A 19227-nucleotide genomic window follows, 5' to 3' on the forward strand; every position below is an offset into this window, starting at 1 on the left:
CGCATGATCCGCCGCGCTATCCTGAAGGCGGTGGCGATCCCTGGCTATCAGGTGCCGTTCGGCGGCCGCGAAATGCCGATGCCCTACGGCTGGGGCACCGGCGGCATTCAGATCACCGCCAGCGTGATCGGCGAACCGGACGTGCTGAAAGTGATCGACCAGGGTGCCGACGACACCACCAACGCGGTGTCGATCCGCAACTTTTTTAAGCGCGTCACCGGCGTAAACACCACCGAACGTACGGAAGACGCGACGCTGATCCAGACCCGCCATCGGATCCCGGAAACGCCGCTGACCGAAGATCAGATCCTGATCTTCCAGGTGCCGATCCCAGAGCCGCTGCGCTTTATCGAACCGCGCGAAACCGAAACCCGCACCATGCATGCGCTGGAAGAGTACGGCGTAATGCAGGTGAAACTGTACGAAGATATCGCCCGCTTCGGCCACATCGCCACCACCTACGCCTATCCGGTGAAGGTGAACGGGCGCTACGTGATGGACCCGTCGCCGATCCCCAAATTCGATAACCCGAAAATGGACAGGATGCCCGCTCTGCAACTGTTTGGCGCCGGGCGCGAAAAGCGCATCTACGCCGTACCGCCGTACACCCGCGTGGAGAGTCTCGATTTCGACGATCATCCGTTCAGCGTCCAGACCTGGAATGAGCCGTGCGCCATTTGCGGGTCAACCCATAGCTATCTCGACGAAGTGGTGCTCGACGACAGCGGCAAACGGATGTTTGTCTGCTCCGACACCGACTACTGCCGCCAACAGAGTGAGGCCCAACGCCAATGACGCAGCCGCTGCTTTCAGTGAATAACCTGACCCACCTTTACGCGCCGGGCAAAGGCTTCAGCGATGTCTCGTTTGACCTGTGGCCGGGCGAAGTGCTGGGCATTGTCGGGGAGTCCGGTTCCGGTAAAACCACCCTGCTGAAGTCAATCTCTTCGCGCCTGACGCCGCAGTCCGGCGAGATCCAGTATCAGAACCGTTCGCTGTATGCGATGAGCGAGGCCGACCGTCGCCGCCTGCTGCGCACCGAATGGGGCGTGGTGCATCAGCATCCGCTGGACGGCCTGCGACGCCAGGTCTCAGCGGGAGGCAACATCGGCGAACGGCTGATGGCGACCGGCGCGCGCCACTACGGCGAAATCCGCGCTACCGCTCAAAAATGGCTCGAGGAAGTGGAAATTCCGGCCTCGCGCATTGATGACCTGCCGACCACCTTCTCCGGCGGAATGCAGCAGCGTTTGCAAATCGCCCGCAATCTGGTCACCCATCCAAAGCTGGTGTTTATGGATGAACCGACCGGCGGGCTGGACGTCTCGGTGCAGGCCAAACTGCTGGACCTGCTGCGCGGGCTGGTGGTGGAGCTGGATCTGGCGGTGGTGATTGTCACCCACGATTTGGGCGTTGCGCGCCTGCTGGCGGACCGTCTGCTGGTGATGAAGCAGGGCCAGGTGGTGGAAAGTGGATTAACCGACCGCGTGCTCGACGATCCGCATCATCCGTACACGCAGTTGCTGGTGTCGTCGGTATTACAGAATTAAGAGGCCAACATGATTCGCGTTGAAAACGTCAGTAAAACCTTTGTTCTCCACCAGCAAAACGGCGTGCGTCTGCCGGTACTGCAAAACGCCTCGCTGACGGTAGCGCGCGGCGAATGCGTGGTGCTGCACGGTCACTCCGGCAGCGGAAAATCGACGCTGCTGCGCTCGCTGTACGCTAACTATCTGCCCGACGAAGGGCAGATCCGGATTCGTCACGGCGACGAGTGGGTGGATCTGGTGCAGGCGCCAGCGCGCAAGGTACTGGAAGTACGTCGTTCTACCATCGGCTGGGTCAGCCAGTTTCTGCGGGTGATCCCCCGCGTGTGCGCGCTGGACGTGGTAATGCAGCCGCTGCTGGACCTCGGCGCGCCGCGAGAAGCATGCGCCGCCAAAGCCGCGAGTCTTCTGACCCGCCTCAACGTACCCGAGCGCCTGTGGCATCTCGCCCCCTCGACCTTTTCCGGCGGCGAGCAGCAGCGGGTCAACATCGCCCGCGGCTTTATTGTCGATTATCCCATCCTGCTCCTCGACGAGCCCACCGCCTCGCTGGATGCCAAAAACAGCGCCGCCGTGGTGGCATTGATTACCGAAGCGAAAGCGCGCGGCGCGGCGATTGTCGGCATTTTTCACGATGAATCCGTGCGCGACCGGGTGGCGGATCGTTTGCATCTTATGGGAACAACACCATGATTATCAACAATGTAAAGCTGGTGCTGGAAGACGAGGTAGTGCAGGGATCGCTGGAAATGCACAACGGGATGATCCACGCTTTTGCCGAAACCCAGAGCCGTCTGCCGGAGGCGCTGGACGGCGAAGGCGGCTGGCTGCTGCCGGGACTGATTGAACTGCATACTGATAATCTGGATAAATTTTTCACCCCGCGCCCAAAGGTGGACTGGCCCGCCCATTCAGCGATGAGCAGCCACGACGCGCTGATGGTCGCCAGCGGTATCACCACCGTTCTGGACGCGGTGGCGATTGGCGACGTGCGTGACGGCGGCGACAGGCTGGAAAATCTGGAAAAGATGATTAACGCGGTGGAAGAGACGCAAAAGCGCGGCGTCAACCGCGCCGAGCATCGCCTGCATCTGCGCTGCGAGCTGCCGCATCACACCACCCTGCCGTTGTTTGAAAAGCTGGTCGGCCGCGAGCCGGTCACGCTGGTTTCCCTGATGGATCACTCGCCGGGCCAGCGCCAGTTCGCCAACCGCGAGAAGTATCGCGAATATTATCAGGGCAAATATTCCCTCACCGACGAGCAGATGGCCCGCTATGAAGAAGAACAGTTGGCGCTCGCCGCCCGCTGGTCGCAACCTAACCGCAGCGCTATCGCCCGGCTTTGCCGCGAGCGCAACATCGCGCTGGCAAGCCATGACGACGCGACGCCCGACCACGTGCGCGAGTCACATCAGCTTGGCAGCGTGATCGCCGAATTTCCCACCACCTTCGCCGCGGCGCAAGCATCGCGCGAGCATGGCATGAATGTGCTGATGGGCGCGCCGAACATCGTGCGCGGCGGTTCACACTCCGGTAACGTCGCCGCGCATGCGCTGGCCGAGCTGGGGCTGCTGGATATTCTTTCGTCCGATTATTACCCCGCCAGCCTGCTCGACGCCGCCTTTCGCGTCGCCGACGACGATGCCAACCGCTTTACCCTGCCGCAGGCCATTCGTCTGGTAACCCGCAACCCGGCGCGGGCGCTGAATCTGAACGATCGCGGCGTTATCGCCGAGGGCAAACGCGCCGACCTGGTACTGGCGCATCGCAAAGGCGACCACGTGCATATCGATCACGTCTGGCGTCAAGGAAAAAGGGTGTTCTGACTATGGGAAAACTGATCTGGCTGATGGGGCCGTCCGGCTCCGGTAAAGACAGTTTGCTGGCGGCGCTGCGCCAGCAGGAACATGCGCAACTCCTGGTCGCGCACCGCTACATTACCCGCGCGGCCAACGCCGGAAATGAAAACCATATCGCCCTGAGCGAACAGGAATTTTTCACCCGTGCGGGACATAACCTGCTGGCGCTAAGCTGGCACGCCAATGGTTTATACTACGGCGTCGGGGTGGAGATCGACCTGTGGCTGAACGGCGGATTCGACGTGGTGGTTAATGGCTCCCGCGCCCATCTGCCCCAGGCGCAGGCGCGTTACGGCACAGCGCTGATGCCGGTCTGTTTGCAGGTCTCCCCCGCCATTCTGCGCCAGCGGTTACAGGCGCGCGGACGCGAAAGCGAAGCGGAGATTGCCGCCCGTCTCGAACGCGCCGCCCGCTACGCGCCGTTTGACTGCCATACGCTGAACAATGACGGCAGTCTGCTACAGTCAGTCGATACGCTGTTAATGCTGATCGGACGAAAGGAGAAAAGCCATGCCTGCCTGTGAACTGCGTCGCGCCACGGCGGACGACACCCACGCCGTCTATGCCCTCATTTGCGAACTAAAGCAAGCCGAGTTCGATCATCAGGCGTTCAGAACCGGCTTTGCGGCGAACCTGCGGGATAGCAATCTGCGCTATCAGCTTGCGCTGCTCGACGGCGAGGTGGTGGGCATGATTGGTCTGCATATGCAATTTCATCTCCATCACGCCAACTGGATCGGCGAGATTCAGGAACTGGTGGTAATGCCCCAGGCGCGCGGCCTGAAAATCGGCAGCCAACTGCTGGCCTGGGCAGAGGACGAAGCCAGACGCGCGGGGGCGGAGATGACCGAGCTTTCCACCAACGTGAAGCGTCTTGACGCCCACCGCTTTTACCTGCGCGAAGGTTACACCCAGAGCCATTTTCGCTTCACCAAAGCGCTGTGAGGCAACCGATGAGCCTGACCCTCACCTTAACCGGAACCGGCGGCGCACGAGGCGTTCCAGCGTATGGCTGCGACTGCGCGGCCTGCCGCCGGGCGCGCCAGCATGAAGCGTATCGTCGTCGCCCGTGTAGCGGCGTGATTAAATTTAATCATGCGGTAACATTGCTGGACGCGGGCTTGCACGATCTTGCGGATCGCTGGCCTGCCGGATCTTTTGAGCAATTTTTACTCACCCATTATCATATGGATCACGTGCAGGGGCTGTTTCCGCTGCGCTGGGGCGTGGGCGCGACAATCCCGGTGTACGGGCCGCCTGACGAACAGGGCTGCGACGATCTGTTTAAGCATCCCGGCATTCTCGACTTCAGCCATACCGTCGAGCCGTTTGTGGTGTTTGATTTGCAGGGATTGCAGGTGACGCCGCTGCCGCTGAATCACTCAAAGCTGACCTTTGGCTATCTGTTGGAGTCTGCCCACAGCCGGGTGGCGTGGCTTTCGGATACCGCCGGGCTGCCGGATAAGACGCTGAAATCTTTGCTCAACAACCGCCCGCAGGCGATAGTGATCGACTGTAGCCATGAACCGCGACCAGACGCGCCGCGCAACCATTGCGATTTAAACACCGTGATTGCGCTGAATGAGGTGATTGGCTGCCCACGGGTGATCCTGACGCATATCAGCCATCAGTTTGACGTGTGGATGATGGATAACCCGCTGCCGGACGGCATCGAAGCGGGGTATGACGGGATGGTACTGGTGCTGGACTAAGCGTTTTCCCTCCTCCGCGGGAGAGGGCAACAGACTGCCCTTACCACCGTTCGTAACCTTCTTCCAGCCTGCGTTCGTCCTCTTCTAATCGACGTCGGTCGTCATCCAGCTGGCGCTGGCGTTCGTCTAAACGGCGGCGCCTGTCTTCGAGCTGTCGGCGGCGATCGTCGTACTGTCGACTGTCGGTTTGACGGCTGCGATCGTAACGATCGTCATCATCGTCATTACGGCTGCTGCCGGGATTATAGGCGTCGTTGATCGCCTGCTGAATATTGCCAATGGCGTCATCAATCACATCGGCCTGCGCCGAAACGGTGCTCAGCGACAGTAAGCTGAATAAAAAGAGCGTGGAGTAGCGTTTCATAGCGTTAGCCTCAACGGTGGACTGGCTCTACGGTAATCATCGGTCATTCTCGCGAGTAGCGGAGGAATCTCAAATCCAGCCTGCCGGGCTGAATGAGCGCCCATCGCCGCCTTCGTCACGTCAAAACTGTCGACAGCCTGTTTTTCGTCAGGGTTTTGTCCAAAATTTGCCCGTAATATCAGGGAAAGTCCCCAATTAAAATGTGGCATAAAAGATGCATACTCAGGGCGACAAGCGTGTATGCGCGATTTGATTAACTGGAGCGAGACCGATGAAAAAAGTCGTCACGGTTTGCCCGTATTGCGCATCAGGTTGCAAAATCAACCTGGTGGTCGATAACGGCAAAATCGTCCGGGCTGAGGCAGCGCAGGGGAAAACCAACCAGGGGACCCTGTGTCTGAAGGGCTACTACGGCTGGGATTTTATTAACGATACCCAGATCCTGACCCCGCGCCTGAAAACCCCTATGATTCGTCGCCAGCGCGGCGGCAAACTGGAATCCGTTTCCTGGGATGAAGCGCTGAATTATGTCGCTGAACGCCTGAGCGCCATCAAGGCGAAATACGGACCCGACGCCATTCAGACGACCGGTTCGTCGCGTGGCACCGGGAATGAAACCAACTACATCATGCAAAAATTTGCGCGCGCCGTTATTGGTACCAATAACGTTGACTGCTGCGCTCGCGTCTGACACGGCCCATCGGTTGCAGGTCTGCACCAGTCGGTCGGTAACGGCGCAATGAGTAACGCAATTAACGAAATTGATAATACCGATCTCGTGTTTATCTTCGGGTATAACCCGGCGGATTCCCACCCCATCGTGGCGAATCACGTGATTAACGCGAAACGTAACGGCGCGAAAATCATCGTCTGCGATCCGCGCAAAATTGAAACCGCGCGCATTGCTGATATGCACATCGCGTTGAAAAACGGCTCGAATATCGCGCTGTTGAACGCCATGGGCCACGTCATTATTGAAGAAAACCTGTACGACCAGGCGTTTGTCGCTTCGCGTACGGAAGGCTTTGAAGAGTACCGTAAGATTGTCGACGGTTATACGCCGGAATCTGTTGAGGATATCACCGGCGTCAGCGCCCACGACATTCGTCAGGCGGCGCGGATGTACGCCGGGGCGAAAAGCGCATCGATCCTGTGGGGCATGGGCGTCACCCAGTTCTATCAGGGTGTAGAAACCGTTCGTTCGCTGACCAGCCTCGCGATGTTGACCGGTAACCTCGGTAAGCCGAGCGTCGGCGTCAACCCGGTGCGTGGCCAGAACAACGTACAGGGCGCCTGCGACATGGGCGCGCTGCCGGACACCTATCCGGGCTATCAGTACGTGAAGTTCCCGGAAAACCGTGAGAAGTTCGCCAAAGCCTGGGGTGTCGACAGCCTGCCGGAACATACCGGCTATCGCATCAGCGAGCTGCCGCACCGGGCGGCGCATGGCGAAGTGCGCGCGGCGTACATCATGGGCGAAGATCCGCTACAGACTGATGCCGAGTTGTCAGCCGTGCGTAAAGCGTTTGAGGACCTGGAACTGGTTATCGTGCAGGACATCTTTATGACCAAAACCGCGTCGGCGGCGGATGTGATTTTACCGTCTACGTCGTGGGGCGAGCATGAAGGGGTCTTTACCGCCGCTGACCGTGGTTTCCAGCGCTTCTTTAAAGCGGTCGAACCGAAGTGGGATCTGAAAACGGACTGGCAAATTATCAGTGAAATCGCCACCCGGATGGGCTACCCGATGCACTATAACAACACCCAGGAGATCTGGGACGAGTTGCGTCATCTGTGCCCGGATTTCTACGGCGCCACGTACGAGAAAATGGGCGAACTGGGCTATATCCAGTGGCCGTGTCGCGACACGTCCGACGCCGATCAGGGCACCTCGTATCTCTTTAAAGAGAAATTTGATACCCCGAACGGTCTCGCGCAGTTCTTTACCTGCGACTGGGTTGCGCCGATCGACAAGCTGACCGAAGAGTACCCGATGGTGCTGTCGACGGTTCGTGAAGTTGGCCACTACTCCTGCCGCTCAATGACCGGTAACTGCGCGGCGCTGGCTGCGCTGGCGGACGAGCCGGGCTATGCGCAAATCAACGCCGCCGACGCCGCGCGTCTGGGCATTGAAGATGAAGCGCTGGTCTGGGTTCATTCGCGTAAAGGCAAAATCATCACCCGCGCGCAGGTCAGCGAACGCCCGAACAAAGGGGCGATTTACATGACCTACCAGTGGTGGATTGGCGCCTGTAACGAGCTGGTCACCGAGAACTTAAGCCCGATTACCAAAACGCCGGAGTACAAATACTGCGCCGTACGCGTTGAGCCGATCGCCGACCAGCGCGCCGCCGAGCAGTATGTGATTGACGAATACAACAAGCTGAAAACCCGTCTGCGCGAAAGCGCAATGGGTTGATTCTGACATGCCTTACCTGGCATGTTTAACGACAGCAGCCTCCTCCGTGGAGGCTGTTTTTTTATCCAGACGATCTCTTTATACTGTCTTTTCCGTACCCTAACTAAAACGCAAAATGAAACCACTTCTTGCATTGATGTTATTCATGACATTCTTTGCCCATGCTGCCGCCCCGGAACCGGGAAGCCAGTATTTGCAGGCCGCAGAGGCAGGAGACAGACGCGCACAGTATTACCTCGCTGACAGTTGGTTTAGCTTTGGCGACTTAAGCAAAGCCGAATACTGGGCGCAGAAATCCGCCAGTAATGGCGATGCCGACGCCTGTGCGCTACTGGCGCAAATCAAAATCACCAACCCGGTCAGCCTCGATTACCGTGAAGCGAAAACGCTGGCCGAAAGGGCGGCGCAAGCGGGCAGTAAAGCGGGCGAGATCACCCTCGCGCGGATTCTGTTGAACACCCAGGCCGGGAAGCCCGACTACCCGAAAGCGATTTCCCTGCTGCAAAACGCCTCGCAAAATCTCGAGAGCGACGTGGCGGTTGATGCGCAAATGCTGCTTGGACTGATTTACGCCAACGGCGTCGGCATTCCGGCAGACGATGACAAAGCGACCTGGTATTTCAAACGCAGTTCCGCCATTTCCCGTACCGGCTATTCCGAATACTGGGCGGGAATGATGTTTCTGAACGGTGAACAGGGCTTTATTGAGAAGAACAAACAGAAGGCGCTGCACTGGTTGAATCTGAGCTGCACCGAAGGATTCGATACCGGCTGCGAGGAGTTTGAGAAGTTAACGAACGGGTGATGCAGGTTGCCGGATAACGCGATGCTTATCCGGCAACCTGTTAACCGTTACTGGGCGGTTTTATCAAATTTGCCCAGCACCTCGCGCTCGTAAGCCAGCGCTTTCTTGCGGTCAAACTTGTGTTCCCACTTGGAAATGACCAGCACCGCCAGCGCATTCCCCACCACGTTCAGCGCGGTACGCGCCATGTCGAGGATACGGTCGACACCAGCGATGAACGCCAGACCTTCCAGCGGAATGCCCACGCTGCCTAATGTAGCCAGTAGCACCACAAACGACACGCCCGGCACGCCGGCAATCCCTTTCGACGTGACCATCAGCGTCAGCACCAGTACGATCTCCTGCCACAACGACAGGTCGATCCCGTACAGCTGCGCAATAAAGATGGCGGCAATACTCTGGTACAGGGTGGAACCGTCAAGGTTAAAGGAGTACCCCGTTGGCACGACGAAGCTGGTAATCGACGCTGGCGCGCCGTAGGCTTCCATCTTTTCGATGATACGCGGCAGCACGCTCTCGGAGCTGGCGGTGGAGTAAGCCAGGATCAGCTCGTCTTTCAGAATGCGAATCAGGATCCAGACGCTCAGTCCACACAGGCGCGCGACAATCCCCAACACCACCAGCGCGAAGAACAGAATCGCGAAGTGAACCAGCAGCACCAGTTTCGCCAGCGGCCACAGGGAGGCAAAACCGAAGTTAGCGACGGTCACGGCAATCAGTGCGAACACCCCGACCGGCGCATAACGCATGACCATGTGGGTGACTTTAAACATGGTTTCGGAGATGGAGCGGAACACCGTCACCAGCGGTTCACGGTGTGTGGCAGGCAGCGAAGAAAGCCCCAGGCCAAACAGTACCGAGAAGAAGATGATCGGCAGCATATCGCCTTTCGCCATCGATGCCACGATGTTGGTTGGCACCAGCGAGAGTATGGTGCCCATCAGGCCATGCGCATGGCTCTGCACCTCCGCTGTCGTGTTCTGGTATTTCGAAATATCCACGGTCGCCAGTTGCGACATATCAATGCCGGAACCGGGTTGAAACACATTCGCCAGCGTGATACCCAGAATGATGGCGATGGTCGTGATCACTTCGAAATAGATAATGGTTTTGGCGCCGATACGCCCAAGCTGTTTGGCATCACCCACCCCGGCAATACCGACAATCAGCGTCGAAATCACGATAGGGACGACGATCATTTTGATCAGATGGATAAAGATATCCCCTGCCGGTGACAGCAGGTTAGCAATCAGCCATTCACGGCTGTCGCTGTGATAGTGCAGGTAACTCCCCAGTAGAATGCCCAGCACCATGGCAATCAAAATCTGCCAGGCCAGGCTGAGTTTAAAACTTTTCATAACAGCGGACTTCCTCAATGGAGCGCCAGTCCCCTCGTCAAAGCGGGAATGGATACATACTGAAAGGGTATGAATTGTGTTGCGTTGGGTTATAGAGTTTTTTAACGCGCATAATCAGTACCATTTGCAAGGCATCTTGCGCAACCCTTTCAGAACAGCGCATTTAGCTGAAATAATGCATAATAACGCGAGTTTATGGCGTTTATTATGAATAACTATTTGTTATGGAAAGATTTTTAAATGTGCGTTTTTGAATTATAACTTTCAGGAATTATTTTGCGTACGATGTTCATTTGCCTGTTTTTTAAACAGCAAAAACGACATAAATCACAAAAAAACAAAATCATTTCTGACGATTCTGCAACAACTTCGCCATATTTATTGCGTCAATCACCTGTGCGCGGTTTACCCGCGGTGAATTGAGATCGAGGGCTTTTTGCCACTGGATAATCGCCTCGCGGTAATCAGCCTGCATAAACGCATCCGAGGCCAGGAGCATCAGCGCGGTCACCTCACTGGCGTCCAGCGCTAATGCTTTATCAATCATCTCGCGGGCCAGCGGCGTCATATGCTGTCCCGCCTGATAGTAAAGCACCGTCGCCAGCGCGGCGTAAAGCTCGGCGTTCTCCCCGCGCAGTTGCAGCGCCTGACGATACGCCCGCTGCGCGTTAGCGTAGTCGTTACGCCAGAGGTAATACTCGCCGAGTAACGCCCACTTTTCGCTGTCCTGGGGATTCGCGCGAATCTGGTTCTGCAACGTTCGCAGTTGCGCTTGTGGGGTTTGCGCGTCGGTAAACGCATGCAGCGGATCTGCCAGACGCTGCTGTTCGCTGCGTACCGCCTGCCATTTCGGCGACAGCAGATAGCCGCTAAAGCAGATAATCACCATCAGCATGACGGCCGCCGCCAGACGTTTTACGGGCAGAGAACGGTGGGAGTCAGGCTGCATCATCGTTTGTCCTTTTGGGCTTTACCGCGCGCCACAGGATCCCCCCCACCACCAGCAGTAACAGACACGGCAGCGCCCAAAGCAGCAAAGTTTGTCCGTTCAGCGGTGGATTGTAGCGAACAAAGTCGCCGTAGCGTTCCGTCATCCAGACAGTAATTTCCGCTTCGCTTTTCCCCTCCGCCACCATTGTATAGACCTGATGGCGCATACTGACCGCCACCGGCGCGTTGGATTCCAGTAAGTTCTGGTTCTGGCACTGGGGACAACGCAACCGGCTGGCGACAGAAAGCGCTTTCTCCTGCTGCTGCGGGTTAGCGAAGGTCCAGGTATCGACGACCTGAGCGTGGACGATAAGCGTGAAAAAAAGTAGCGTAACCAGGATGAACAGCCTGTGAAATGGCGCCGTATTACGCATTTTCCCTCCTCCCGCACCAGCCGCTCAGTAGCGCGCCGACAATCATCAGCAGCCCACCGCCCCAGATCCAGCGCACGCCGCTTTGAACGTACAACCGCATGGCGTAACGTTCCGGACCGGTTTTCTCGCCCATTACCGCATACCAGTCGTGTATAAGGTTCCAGCGAATGTCCGGCTCCATCATCTGCTGGCGGCGCGCGGTATAAAACCGCCGCTCCGGTGTCAAATTGCCAATACGATTCTCCCCCTGCCACAGCGCAATCTGCGCTTTCTCGGTAGTGTAATTGCCCTTTGCTTCAAGCTCGAGCCGGTCGAAGCGGAAGGTGTATCCTGCCAGCGCCACCTGCTGCCCCGGACGTAAATTCAGGCTAATCTCCTGACGGCTGACGCTGGACACCACAATCCCCAGCGCCGCGATCAGCACGCCTGTATGGGCAATCAGCGCCGGAAGCTGTCGTCGCCAGGCAGATTTACGGTTTCTTATCGTCGCCACAACGATGACGACCAGCATCAGCAGGCCGAACGGCAGCGTAGCGCGATTGAAATAAGGTGCGCCTACGGAAAGACGTCCCCAGCCAAGCAGACCGTAAATCATCGGGTAAAGCGTCCCCACCAGCACGATCAGCAGTACCGCGCAAAAAAGCAGTAGCGTCGCGAGTATCAACGTTTCGCGCGACCCGATCCCCACACGCGCTGTCGGTTGACCATCACGCGCCCGCCAGGCGTACAGCGCAAGCGAAGCGAGACTCAGCACGGCGAACAGCGCAAACAGCGGCGCCGCGCGCACGTTATCCAGCGCAAAAGCATGCACAGAGACCAGAATGCCGGAGCGCACAATCAGCGTGCCCAGCAGTGAAAGAATCAGGGTGACGATCGCCAGCAGCAGTGACCAGTGGCGAAAAATCCCCTGTCTGCGCGAAAGCGACAGACTGTGCAGCAGCGCGCTGGCGGACAGCCAGGGCAACAGAGAGGCGTTTTCCACCGGGTCCCAGAACCACCATCCGCCCCACCCCAACTCGCAGTACGCCCACCAGGAGCCGAGGATGATGCCGAGGGTCAGCGCGCACCAGCCGGGCAGCGCCCAGCGCCAGCACACCCGGGCGGCCGCGGCAGTAAAATCGCCGTGAAGCAGCGAGGCGAGCGCCACGCCCGTAGCCACCATCAACCCGCCATAGCCCAGATACAGTAGCGGCGGATGCAGGATCAACCCCAGATGTTGCAGCATCGGGTTGAGATCGCGCCCTTCTATCGCGGGAGGGAAAATGCGTGCAAACGGATCAGACCACACCACCACAAACAGCAGCAGCAACGCGGTGATCAGAGAAAGAAGGCTGAGCGTCAGCGGAAACAGCGCATCCGATTGTTGACGGTAGCGCCAGGCAAACAGCGCGCTCCAGGCAGAAAGAAACAGCACCCATAGCAGTAAGGAACCTTCATGTCCGCCCCATACCGCCGCCAGCTTTAGCCCCCACGACAGCAAGCTGTGGCTGTGCTGCGCCACGTAGATGACCGAAAAGTCGCTGCTCAGAAAGGCGTTTATCAACAGCGTAAACGCCGCCAGCAAAAGCGCGAACTGCGTCCAGACGCCGACGCTCGCCAGGCGCATAACGCCCAGCCAGCGCCGCTGAATCCCGGTCAGCACGGCAAGCGGGGTCAACACGTTGACCCCAAGGCTTAACAACAGCGCCAGAAAACCGGCTTCAGGTAGGAACACGTCCAGGTTATGCAACCGTCAGTTGCCCCGCATACAGAATAAAGAAACGTAACAGCAGAACGCCGGTCAGGCTGGCGCCGCAGGCCGCCAGCACACCGTGGAAGGTGGATCCACGATTCGCCCACGGCTTCAACAGCATCGGCACAATCAGCCCCAGCCCCGCGACGCCGATCCAGAACCACCAGGTCCAGAATCCACCGCCTAACGCGGCGGAAAGCGCGCGCATTTTGCCGTCATCGCCCAACGCCAGGCCAATAAAAAAGGCCGCCAGCAGGAAGATTTCCAGCCACACCACTGGTGTTTCCATTCGGTGAACAAAGTGCGCTTCCGTACTGTGTGGGTTGCTGCGCTGGCGCAAGGCCATTGCAATGAGCGCCACCGCCGCGCCGGAAGAGATCCCCGAGAACAGGAACAACACCGGCAGGACCGGGTTATTCAGGAACGGGTAGGACTTGAGCGCGGAAAGCAAAAATCCGGTGTAGGCGCCAAGCAGTACCGCCAACACCAGCATCAGCGTTTCAAGCGGGCGATGAAACGGCGTGATGAGCGACAGCGCTTTTGGCAGCACGCTCAGACGCGGCAGCCAACGCTGTTGCAGAGCAATCAGCTCTTTTTCAAAGATTTTCGCCAGCCACAGTACCAGCACCACCATGTACAACTGGAACAGCATGACCCCCATCGACATCACTGACGTAAAACTGTAGTGAAACATCAGTTTCCAGAAGGTCCACGGACGCGTCAGATGGAAGATCAGAATCAGCAGGCCGAGAATTATCGCCCCCGGCCCGACCACCAGCGTTGTACGCAGCAGCGTACTGTCAGCGCCGCCCGCCTCCGGATGGAAACGACGCAGCAGAATCGCCAGCGTGACCAGCCCGGCGGAGATACCGATCAAAAACAGATAGATGGCGATGGGCCAGTCCCACACCAGCGATTCAAAGTGGAAAGCAGATGCGTTTGTCATTGGCTCACCTCCCCAAATTTAAAGGGAACGCGGTAGACCTTCGGTTTCGTGCCCAGCGCCAGCTTGTAACGGTAGGTGGGTTTCTGCTGTAACAGCCGCGAAATATCGCTGTTGGGATCGTCAAGATTACCAAAGGTCAGCGCCTTCGTCGGGCAGGCCTCAACGCAGGCTGGCAGCTTGCCCGCTTTCAGGTTGGTCTTACGGCAGAAATCGCACTTATCCGCCGTTTTCGTCACCGGATGAATAAAGCGCACCCGGTATGGACAAGCGGCGATACAGTACTGGCAACCGACACAGAGATCCGGGTTGACGTCCACAATACCGTTGGCGGCATCGCGATAGGACGCGCCGGTCGGACAGACGTCCACGCACGGCGCATGATCGCAATGCTGGCATGAATGGCGGAAAAAGCGGTACTTCACGTCCGGAAACGTCCCCTGCGGTTCGCTGCGAATAATCGTCAGCCGCGAGACGCCTTCCGGCACGTTGTTCACTTCCCGACAGGCATCCATACAGGCGGTACAGCCGATACATAACGATTCATCATGCACCATGCCGTAACGCACGCCGTTGATATTCAACGTTTTCGCTACCACGCGTCCTGCTGTGCCGCTAACCGCCACCAGCGCGCCGACGCGGGTGATAAACTGGCGACGGGAGCAGCTCATGGATGCTCCTTAAGCAAGGGAACCGACGCCGGATTAAAGTTCGGATTGTTGCGCTGATCGCTGTGGCAATCGACGCAGATTTTAATCCGCCCTTTATCGCTTAACGTCTGCATTGCGTCTTGCTTCGGATGCAGTGAGTGACAGCTGGCGCAGGCCACTTTCGTGACGTGAACATCGTGCGGCCAGAAAGCTTTTTGCAGTTGCTCGGGCAGGTGACAGGACATACAGACGCTGTTTTGCTGCTCGACGTTGTACATCGGCTCGTTAAAGCGCATCACATCCTTCACCCCTTCACGGTGCTGCGGCGACGGCTGGCCGTGGCAGTTAGTACAGGTGACCGGCAGTTTATTATTCGGATTGGTGGCGGACGCATGCTTGCCGTGCATCCCGTCGGTGTCCGGCTTATGACAGTCCAGGCAGGCGGCGTCCGGGCTACGCTGTGGCGTGACCTCCCAGCGATCAGACTCCTGCGGCGTTGGCGTGGCGGTTGCCCCACTCAGGCTCCATAACAGACCTGACGCCAGCACCCCAGCAGTTAATAACGAACGTAATACGCTCATATTCACTCCGTTGAGTAATCCGCCCCTGTGTGTGGGGCGGAAGGGGTTATTGGCTTAACAGACCGTTTTTACGCGCCTGGTCTTCCCACTGCGGAATCACCGTTTTGATGAAGTCCTGTTTTTCAGCGTTAATCTGCTGCATGTTCAGTCCAATCGCCGCCTGGGCTTTCTCTTTGGTGGAGATATCCGGCAGGGCGATCTCGTGGGTGATGCCTTTGGTCGCCAGCAGACGCGCCAGTTTGGTACGGGCATCAGCGGCTTTATCCATCGCGCCGCCCAGCATCCGCAGCCCTTCTTCCGGCGCATGCATATGAATGCCGTGAGAGGCGATCGACAGATCCCAGCGCCATTGCGCATGGCGAATGTTTTCCAGAATCGGCTTCATTTCCGCTTCCGTCGCGCCGGCATCCCAGGCCGCCTTCGCTTCGAAGTGGGCATGAACCAGTTGATCCTCGACGTTGATTTTCAGCTCGTTGATCGACTTTTTACGCTCGGCGACCACGTTTTGCAGCGCAGCCTTGTCCTGGGTATGGCAGTTCGCGCAGGTCTGGGCGAAGTTGTCGAATGGATTGCCAATCTTGTGGTCGGTGTAGAGTTTACCTTCCGCGTTCTGCACTTTTGGCATGTGACAGTCAATACAGGTCACGTTGTTTTTACCGTGAATACCCGCGCTCCAGGTCTCATATTCCGGGTGCTGCGCTTTTAACATGGGCGTTTTCGACAGCGAGTTGGTCCAGTCAGAGAACGCGATGGCGTCGTAGTATTTCTCCATGTTCTCGACCTTCATTCCCTCATCCCACGGGAACTTAACGGCTTTGTTTTTACCGTCGAAATAGTACTCCACATGGCACTGACCGCAGACCATTGACTGCTGGTCAAAGCGGCTGGCCTTATCGAACGGCTTGCCGATGGTTTCCATTGCGCGTTCCGCATAGGGGCGCGACAGGGTCAGTTCCGGCTTGCCTTTCGCGAAATCGGCGGATGCGGTGTTATGGCAGTCGGCGCAGCCTAAGTTATTGACGATCTCCGGTCCCCCACGCGCCCATTTGCCGTGGAAGTAGCCATCTTCCCCCTCTTTTTGGATCAAACGCGCCACGTCCGGGCTTTTGCAGCTCCAGCAGGCCATCGGCAGCGGACCGTCTTCGGCGTTTTTCGGCGCGCCCGTACGCAGGGTTTCCCGCACGTCGGTTACCGCATACGCGTGCCCGCGCGGTTTGTTGTAGTCACGAGAGAAGGGATAACCTGCCCACAGGATCACCAGCCGCGGATCTTCCGCCAGCGCGTCTTCCCGCGTGGACTGTTCCGACGTGGCTTTCCAGGAGAGGTATTGATCGGGATGTTGAGGCGCGAAGACGTCATTTTTCGCTTCAACGGTAACGGTTTTTGCGGGTGCGGCAGTTTGCTCAGCGTAAACAGCAGAAATGAAAAAAAGCGGTACTATCAGGCTGAAAAAACGGCGTGCACGATGTGTAATCCTTGTCATAGAGGTCTCATCCAGATTGCGCCATTGCTCTTAATGACGGTTCTTTTTTATTCTTTCCATGACGATAACCGCACATAACCGTCATGACATTGCCCTAATCTAGATGTAACAAAAAACCACACGGAAAATGTTGTCTTTAATCAATTGTAAGTGTATGTAAAATACCACTTTAGAGTTAGTCACCCCGTTTTATCGCTACTCCCTTTGTGCTTTTCCTCGTCGAAACACCTTCATAAAAAATTAACATAACCGTCTGTTGCGAAAAGAATTCCCCAACTTTTTTTGGCCTTCTTCAAAAAACGTATTGCCGATTATTTGCACAGTTCCGTTATTGCGTGATCTGCCGCGCAAATACTAAACAAAACTGACTAAACCCCTACATTTAACGTTTATGAGACATATTATTAACATCTTACAAGGAGAACAAAAGCCATGAGCCAAATACATAAACACGCCATTCCCGCCAATATTGCGGACCGTTGCCTGATAAACCCGGAGCAGTATGAGGCAAAATATCAACAATCAATTAACGAGCCGGATACCTTTTGGGGCGAGCAGGGCAAAATTCTCGACTGGATCAAACCGTATACACGCGTAAAGAACACCTCTTTCGCGCCGGGCAACGTCTCGATTAAATGGTACGAAGACGGCACGCTCAACCTGGCGGCGAACTGCCTTGACCGCCATCTGGCGGAAAATGGCGATCGCACCGCCATCATCTGGGAAGGCGACGACGCGTCGCAGAGTAAACACATTAGCTACCGCGAACTGCATCGTGACGTCTGCCGCTTTGCCAATGCCCTGCAGGCGTTAGGCATTAAGAAAGGCGACGTGGTGGCGATTTATATGCCGATGGTGCCGGAAGCCGCCGTCGCGATGCTGGCTTGCGCACGCATCGGCGCGGTGCATTCGGTGATCTTCGGCGGTTTTTCGCCGGAGGCGGTCGCCGGACGCATTATCGACTCCAGCTCGAAGCTGGTGATCACCGCCGATGAAGGGGTGCGCGCCGGGCGCAGCATTCCGTTGAAGAAAAACGTCGACGACGCGCTGAAAAATCCGAACGTAACAAGCATCGAACATGTGATTGTGCTCAAGCGCACCGGCGGCACTATCGACTGGACGGAAAACCGCGATTTGTGGTGGAGCGACGTCATTGAAAATGCCAGTGCTGAGCATCAGCCTGTTGAAATGAATGCGGAAGATCCGCTGTTTATTCTTTATACCTCCGGCTCTACCGGCAAGCCGAAAGGCGTGCTGCATACCACCGGCGGGTATCTGGTGTATGCCGCGAGCACCTTTAAATATGTGTTCGACTACCATCCGGACGACATCTACTGGTGCACCGCCGACGTGGGTTGGGTCACCGGACACAGCTACCTGCTGTACGGCCCGCTGGCCTGCGGCGCCACGACGCTGATGTTCGAAGGGGTGCCCAACTGGCCGACGCCAGCGCGTATGGCGCAGGTGGTCGATAAGCATCAGGTCACGATTTTGTATACTGCACCGACCGCGATCCGTGCGCTGATGGCGGAAGGCGACAAAGCGATCGAGGGCACCGACCGTTCCTCCCTGCGCATTCTCGGCTCCGTTGGCGAGCCGATCAACCCGGAAGCGTGGGAGTGGTACTGGAAAAAGATCGGCAATGAGAAATGCCCGGTGGTCGATACCTGGTGGCAGACCGAAACCGGCGGTTTCATGATCACCCCGCTGCCGGGGGCGACAGAGCTGAAAGCCGGTTCCGCCACCCGTCCGTTCTTTGGCGTGCAGCCTGCGCTGGTGGATAACGAAGGCAATCCGCAGGAAGGGGCGACCGAGGGCAACCTGGTGATCACCGACTCCTGGCCGGGTCAGGCGCGCACGCTGTTCGGCGATCATGAGCGTTTCGAGCAGACCTACTTTTCGACCTTTAAAAATATGTACTTCAGCGGCGACGGCGCGCGTCGTGACGAAGATGGCTATTACTGGATCACCGGTCGCGTGGACGACGTGCTGAACGTGTCCGGTCACCGTCTGGGCACCGCGGAGATTGAGTCCGCGCTGGTGGCGCATCCCAAAATCGCCGAAGCGGCGGTGGTGGGTATTCCGCACAGCATTAAAGGCCAGGCGATTTATGCCTACGTGACCCTGAACCACGGCGAAGAGCCTTCTCCGGAACTGTACGCGGAAGTGCGCAACTGGGTACGAAAAGAGATTGGTCCGCTGGCGACGCCGGACGTGCTGCACTGGACCGATTCCCTGCCGAAGACCCGTTCCGGCAAAATTATGCGCCGTATTTTGCGCAAGATCGCGGCAGGCGATACCAGCAATCTGGGCGATACCTCGACCCTTGCCGATCCTGGCGTGGTAGAGAAACTGCTCGAAGAGAAGCAGGCTATCGCGATGCCTTCATAATGAGAACAGGCCGGATGGC

Annotated in this window: 17 protein-coding genes and 1 pseudogene; 10 read left to right on the top strand and 8 right to left on the bottom strand. The window is 57.5% G+C overall.

The window, feature by feature from the left end:
* Window positions 1-3 precede the first annotated feature (3 nt).
* From phnJ to phnP, 7 genes are read left to right on the top strand one after another with little or no spacing between them, the layout of a single operon-like run.
* The gene (gene phnJ / locus HVX72_RS20190; protein WP_060570450.1) at window positions 4-795 is read left to right on the top strand and encodes an alpha-D-ribose 1-methylphosphonate 5-phosphate C-P-lyase PhnJ; all 792 of its coding nucleotides are present in this window, start codon (window positions 4-6) and stop codon (window positions 793-795) included.
* Window positions 792-1550 (top strand): phosphonate C-P lyase system protein PhnK, encoded by a 759-nt coding sequence (gene phnK / locus HVX72_RS20195; RefSeq protein ID WP_181822168.1) that lies wholly within the window; start codon window positions 792-794, stop codon window positions 1548-1550. Before phnJ ends, phnK begins: the two co-directional genes overlap by 4 nt.
* A gap of 9 nt (window positions 1551-1559) precedes the next feature.
* A complete protein-coding gene (gene phnL, locus HVX72_RS20200; RefSeq protein ID WP_042291083.1) occupies window positions 1560-2240 on the top strand; it encodes a phosphonate C-P lyase system protein PhnL in 681 nt (226 codons plus the stop codon).
* Window positions 2237-3373 carry an alpha-D-ribose 1-methylphosphonate 5-triphosphate diphosphatase gene (gene phnM, locus HVX72_RS20205; RefSeq protein ID WP_181822169.1) on the top strand — a complete coding sequence of 379 codons (1137 nt, stop codon included), beginning with the start codon at window positions 2237-2239 and terminating at the stop codon, window positions 3371-3373. The genes phnL and phnM overlap by 4 nt, the downstream gene beginning before the upstream one ends.
* A 2-nt stretch (window positions 3374-3375) precedes the next feature.
* Window positions 3376-3930 (top strand): ribose 1,5-bisphosphokinase, encoded by a 555-nt coding sequence (gene phnN, locus HVX72_RS20210; protein ID WP_042291088.1) that lies wholly within the window; start codon window positions 3376-3378, stop codon window positions 3928-3930.
* Window positions 3917-4351: an aminoalkylphosphonate N-acetyltransferase gene (gene phnO, locus HVX72_RS20215; protein ID WP_181822170.1), complete on the top strand. Its 435-nt coding sequence runs from the start codon at window positions 3917-3919 to the stop codon at window positions 4349-4351. Before phnN ends, phnO begins: the two co-directional genes overlap by 14 nt.
* An 8-nt stretch (window positions 4352-4359) precedes the next feature.
* Window positions 4360-5118 (top strand): phosphonate metabolism protein PhnP, encoded by a 759-nt coding sequence (gene phnP / locus HVX72_RS20220; RefSeq protein ID WP_181822171.1) that lies wholly within the window; start codon window positions 4360-4362, stop codon window positions 5116-5118.
* A 40-nt stretch (window positions 5119-5158) separates the two neighbouring features.
* Here phnP and yjdP read toward each other — a convergent pair whose 3' ends face one another.
* Window positions 5159-5482 carry a DDRRRQL repeat protein YjdP gene (gene yjdP / locus HVX72_RS20225; RefSeq protein ID WP_181822172.1) on the bottom strand — a complete coding sequence of 108 codons (324 nt, stop codon included), beginning with the start codon at window positions 5480-5482 and terminating at the stop codon, window positions 5159-5161.
* 271 nt (window positions 5483-5753) lie between these two features.
* Between yjdP and fdhF the strand changes: the two genes are divergently transcribed.
* Together fdhF and yjcO are read left to right on the top strand one after the other, a co-directional pair.
* Window positions 5754-7901, top strand: a complete 2148-nt coding sequence (fdhF, locus tag HVX72_RS20230) for a formate dehydrogenase subunit alpha (protein WP_084589031.1) — start codon at window positions 5754-5756, stop codon at window positions 7899-7901.
* 115 nt (window positions 7902-8016) lie between these two features.
* A complete protein-coding gene (gene yjcO / locus HVX72_RS20235; RefSeq protein WP_042291118.1) occupies window positions 8017-8706 on the top strand; it encodes a Sel1 family TPR-like repeat protein YjcO in 690 nt (229 codons plus the stop codon).
* 47 nt (window positions 8707-8753) lie between these two features.
* Here yjcO and gltP read toward each other — a convergent pair whose 3' ends face one another.
* From gltP to nrfA, 7 genes and pseudogenes are all read right to left on the bottom strand, one after another.
* Window positions 8754-10064, bottom strand: a complete 1311-nt coding sequence (gene gltP, locus HVX72_RS20240) for a glutamate/aspartate:proton symporter GltP (RefSeq protein WP_042291121.1) — start codon at window positions 10062-10064, stop codon at window positions 8754-8756.
* A 343-nt stretch (window positions 10065-10407) separates the two neighbouring features.
* A complete protein-coding gene (nrfG, locus tag HVX72_RS20245; protein WP_042291123.1) occupies window positions 10408-11016 on the bottom strand; it encodes a heme lyase NrfEFG subunit NrfG in 609 nt (202 codons plus the stop codon).
* A pseudogene (gene nrfF / locus HVX72_RS20255) lies at window positions 11003-13157 on the bottom strand (heme lyase NrfEFG subunit NrfF). Before nrfF ends, nrfG begins: the two are co-directional and overlap by 14 nt.
* Window positions 13150-14106 carry a cytochrome c nitrite reductase subunit NrfD gene (nrfD, locus tag HVX72_RS20260; RefSeq protein ID WP_181822174.1) on the bottom strand — a complete coding sequence of 319 codons (957 nt, stop codon included), beginning with the start codon at window positions 14104-14106 and terminating at the stop codon, window positions 13150-13152. The pseudogene nrfF and the gene nrfD overlap by 8 nt, the downstream one beginning before the upstream one ends.
* On the bottom strand, window positions 14103-14774 hold the full coding sequence (gene nrfC, locus HVX72_RS20265) for a cytochrome c nitrite reductase Fe-S protein (protein WP_042291135.1): 672 nt from the start codon (window positions 14772-14774) through the stop codon (window positions 14103-14105). The genes nrfD and nrfC overlap by 4 nt, the downstream gene beginning before the upstream one ends.
* Window positions 14771-15334, bottom strand: a complete 564-nt coding sequence (gene nrfB / locus HVX72_RS20270) for a cytochrome c nitrite reductase pentaheme subunit (RefSeq protein WP_042291137.1) — start codon at window positions 15332-15334, stop codon at window positions 14771-14773. Before nrfB ends, nrfC begins: the two co-directional genes overlap by 4 nt.
* A gap of 46 nt (window positions 15335-15380) precedes the next feature.
* Entirely contained in the window at window positions 15381-16817 is a 1437-nt protein-coding gene (nrfA, locus tag HVX72_RS20275) for an ammonia-forming nitrite reductase cytochrome c552 subunit (RefSeq protein ID WP_181822175.1), read from the bottom strand.
* A 432-nt stretch (window positions 16818-17249) separates the two neighbouring features.
* Between nrfA and acs the strand changes: the two genes are divergently transcribed.
* Window positions 17250-19208: an acetate--CoA ligase gene (acs, locus tag HVX72_RS20280; RefSeq protein ID WP_181822176.1), complete on the top strand. Its 1959-nt coding sequence runs from the start codon at window positions 17250-17252 to the stop codon at window positions 19206-19208.
* Window positions 19209-19227: the final 19 nt, after the last annotated feature.

It is taken from the genome of Citrobacter sp. RHB21-C05 (genome assembly GCF_013889015.1).
Taxonomy (GTDB): domain Bacteria; phylum Pseudomonadota; class Gammaproteobacteria; order Enterobacterales; family Enterobacteriaceae; genus Citrobacter_A; species Citrobacter_A sedlakii.

What these genes read in the sequence shown, in the direction of transcription:
- phnJ (WP_060570450.1), top strand. Translation starts at nt 4, where the DNA reads ATGATCCGCCGCGCTATCCTGAAGGCGGTGGCGATCCCTGGCTATCAG.
- phnK (WP_181822168.1), top strand. Translation starts at nt 792, where the DNA reads ATGACGCAGCCGCTGCTTTCAGTGAATAACCTGACCCACCTTTACGCG.
- phnL (WP_042291083.1), top strand. Translation starts at nt 1,560, where the DNA reads ATGATTCGCGTTGAAAACGTCAGTAAAACCTTTGTTCTCCACCAGCAA.
- phnM (WP_181822169.1), top strand. Translation starts at nt 2,237, where the DNA reads ATGATTATCAACAATGTAAAGCTGGTGCTGGAAGACGAGGTAGTGCAG.
- phnN (WP_042291088.1), top strand. Translation starts at nt 3,376, where the DNA reads ATGGGAAAACTGATCTGGCTGATGGGGCCGTCCGGCTCCGGTAAAGAC.
- phnO (WP_181822170.1), top strand. Translation starts at nt 3,917, where the DNA reads ATGCCTGCCTGTGAACTGCGTCGCGCCACGGCGGACGACACCCACGCC.
- phnP (WP_181822171.1), top strand. Translation starts at nt 4,360, where the DNA reads ATGAGCCTGACCCTCACCTTAACCGGAACCGGCGGCGCACGAGGCGTT.
- yjdP (WP_181822172.1), bottom strand. Translation starts at nt 5,482, where the DNA reads ATGAAACGCTACTCCACGCTCTTTTTATTCAGCTTACTGTCGCTGAGC.
- yjcO (WP_042291118.1), top strand. Translation starts at nt 8,017, where the DNA reads ATGAAACCACTTCTTGCATTGATGTTATTCATGACATTCTTTGCCCAT.
- gltP (WP_042291121.1), bottom strand. Translation starts at nt 10,064, where the DNA reads ATGAAAAGTTTTAAACTCAGCCTGGCCTGGCAGATTTTGATTGCCATG.
- nrfG (WP_042291123.1), bottom strand. Translation starts at nt 11,016, where the DNA reads ATGATGCAGCCTGACTCCCACCGTTCTCTGCCCGTAAAACGTCTGGCG.
- nrfD (WP_181822174.1), bottom strand. Translation starts at nt 14,106, where the DNA reads ATGACAAACGCATCTGCTTTCCACTTTGAATCGCTGGTGTGGGACTGG.
- nrfC (WP_042291135.1), bottom strand. Translation starts at nt 14,774, where the DNA reads ATGAGCTGCTCCCGTCGCCAGTTTATCACCCGCGTCGGCGCGCTGGTG.
- nrfB (WP_042291137.1), bottom strand. Translation starts at nt 15,334, where the DNA reads ATGAGCGTATTACGTTCGTTATTAACTGCTGGGGTGCTGGCGTCAGGT.
- nrfA (WP_181822175.1), bottom strand. Translation starts at nt 16,817, where the DNA reads ATGACAAGGATTACACATCGTGCACGCCGTTTTTTCAGCCTGATAGTA.
- acs (WP_181822176.1), top strand. Translation starts at nt 17,250, where the DNA reads ATGAGCCAAATACATAAACACGCCATTCCCGCCAATATTGCGGACCGT.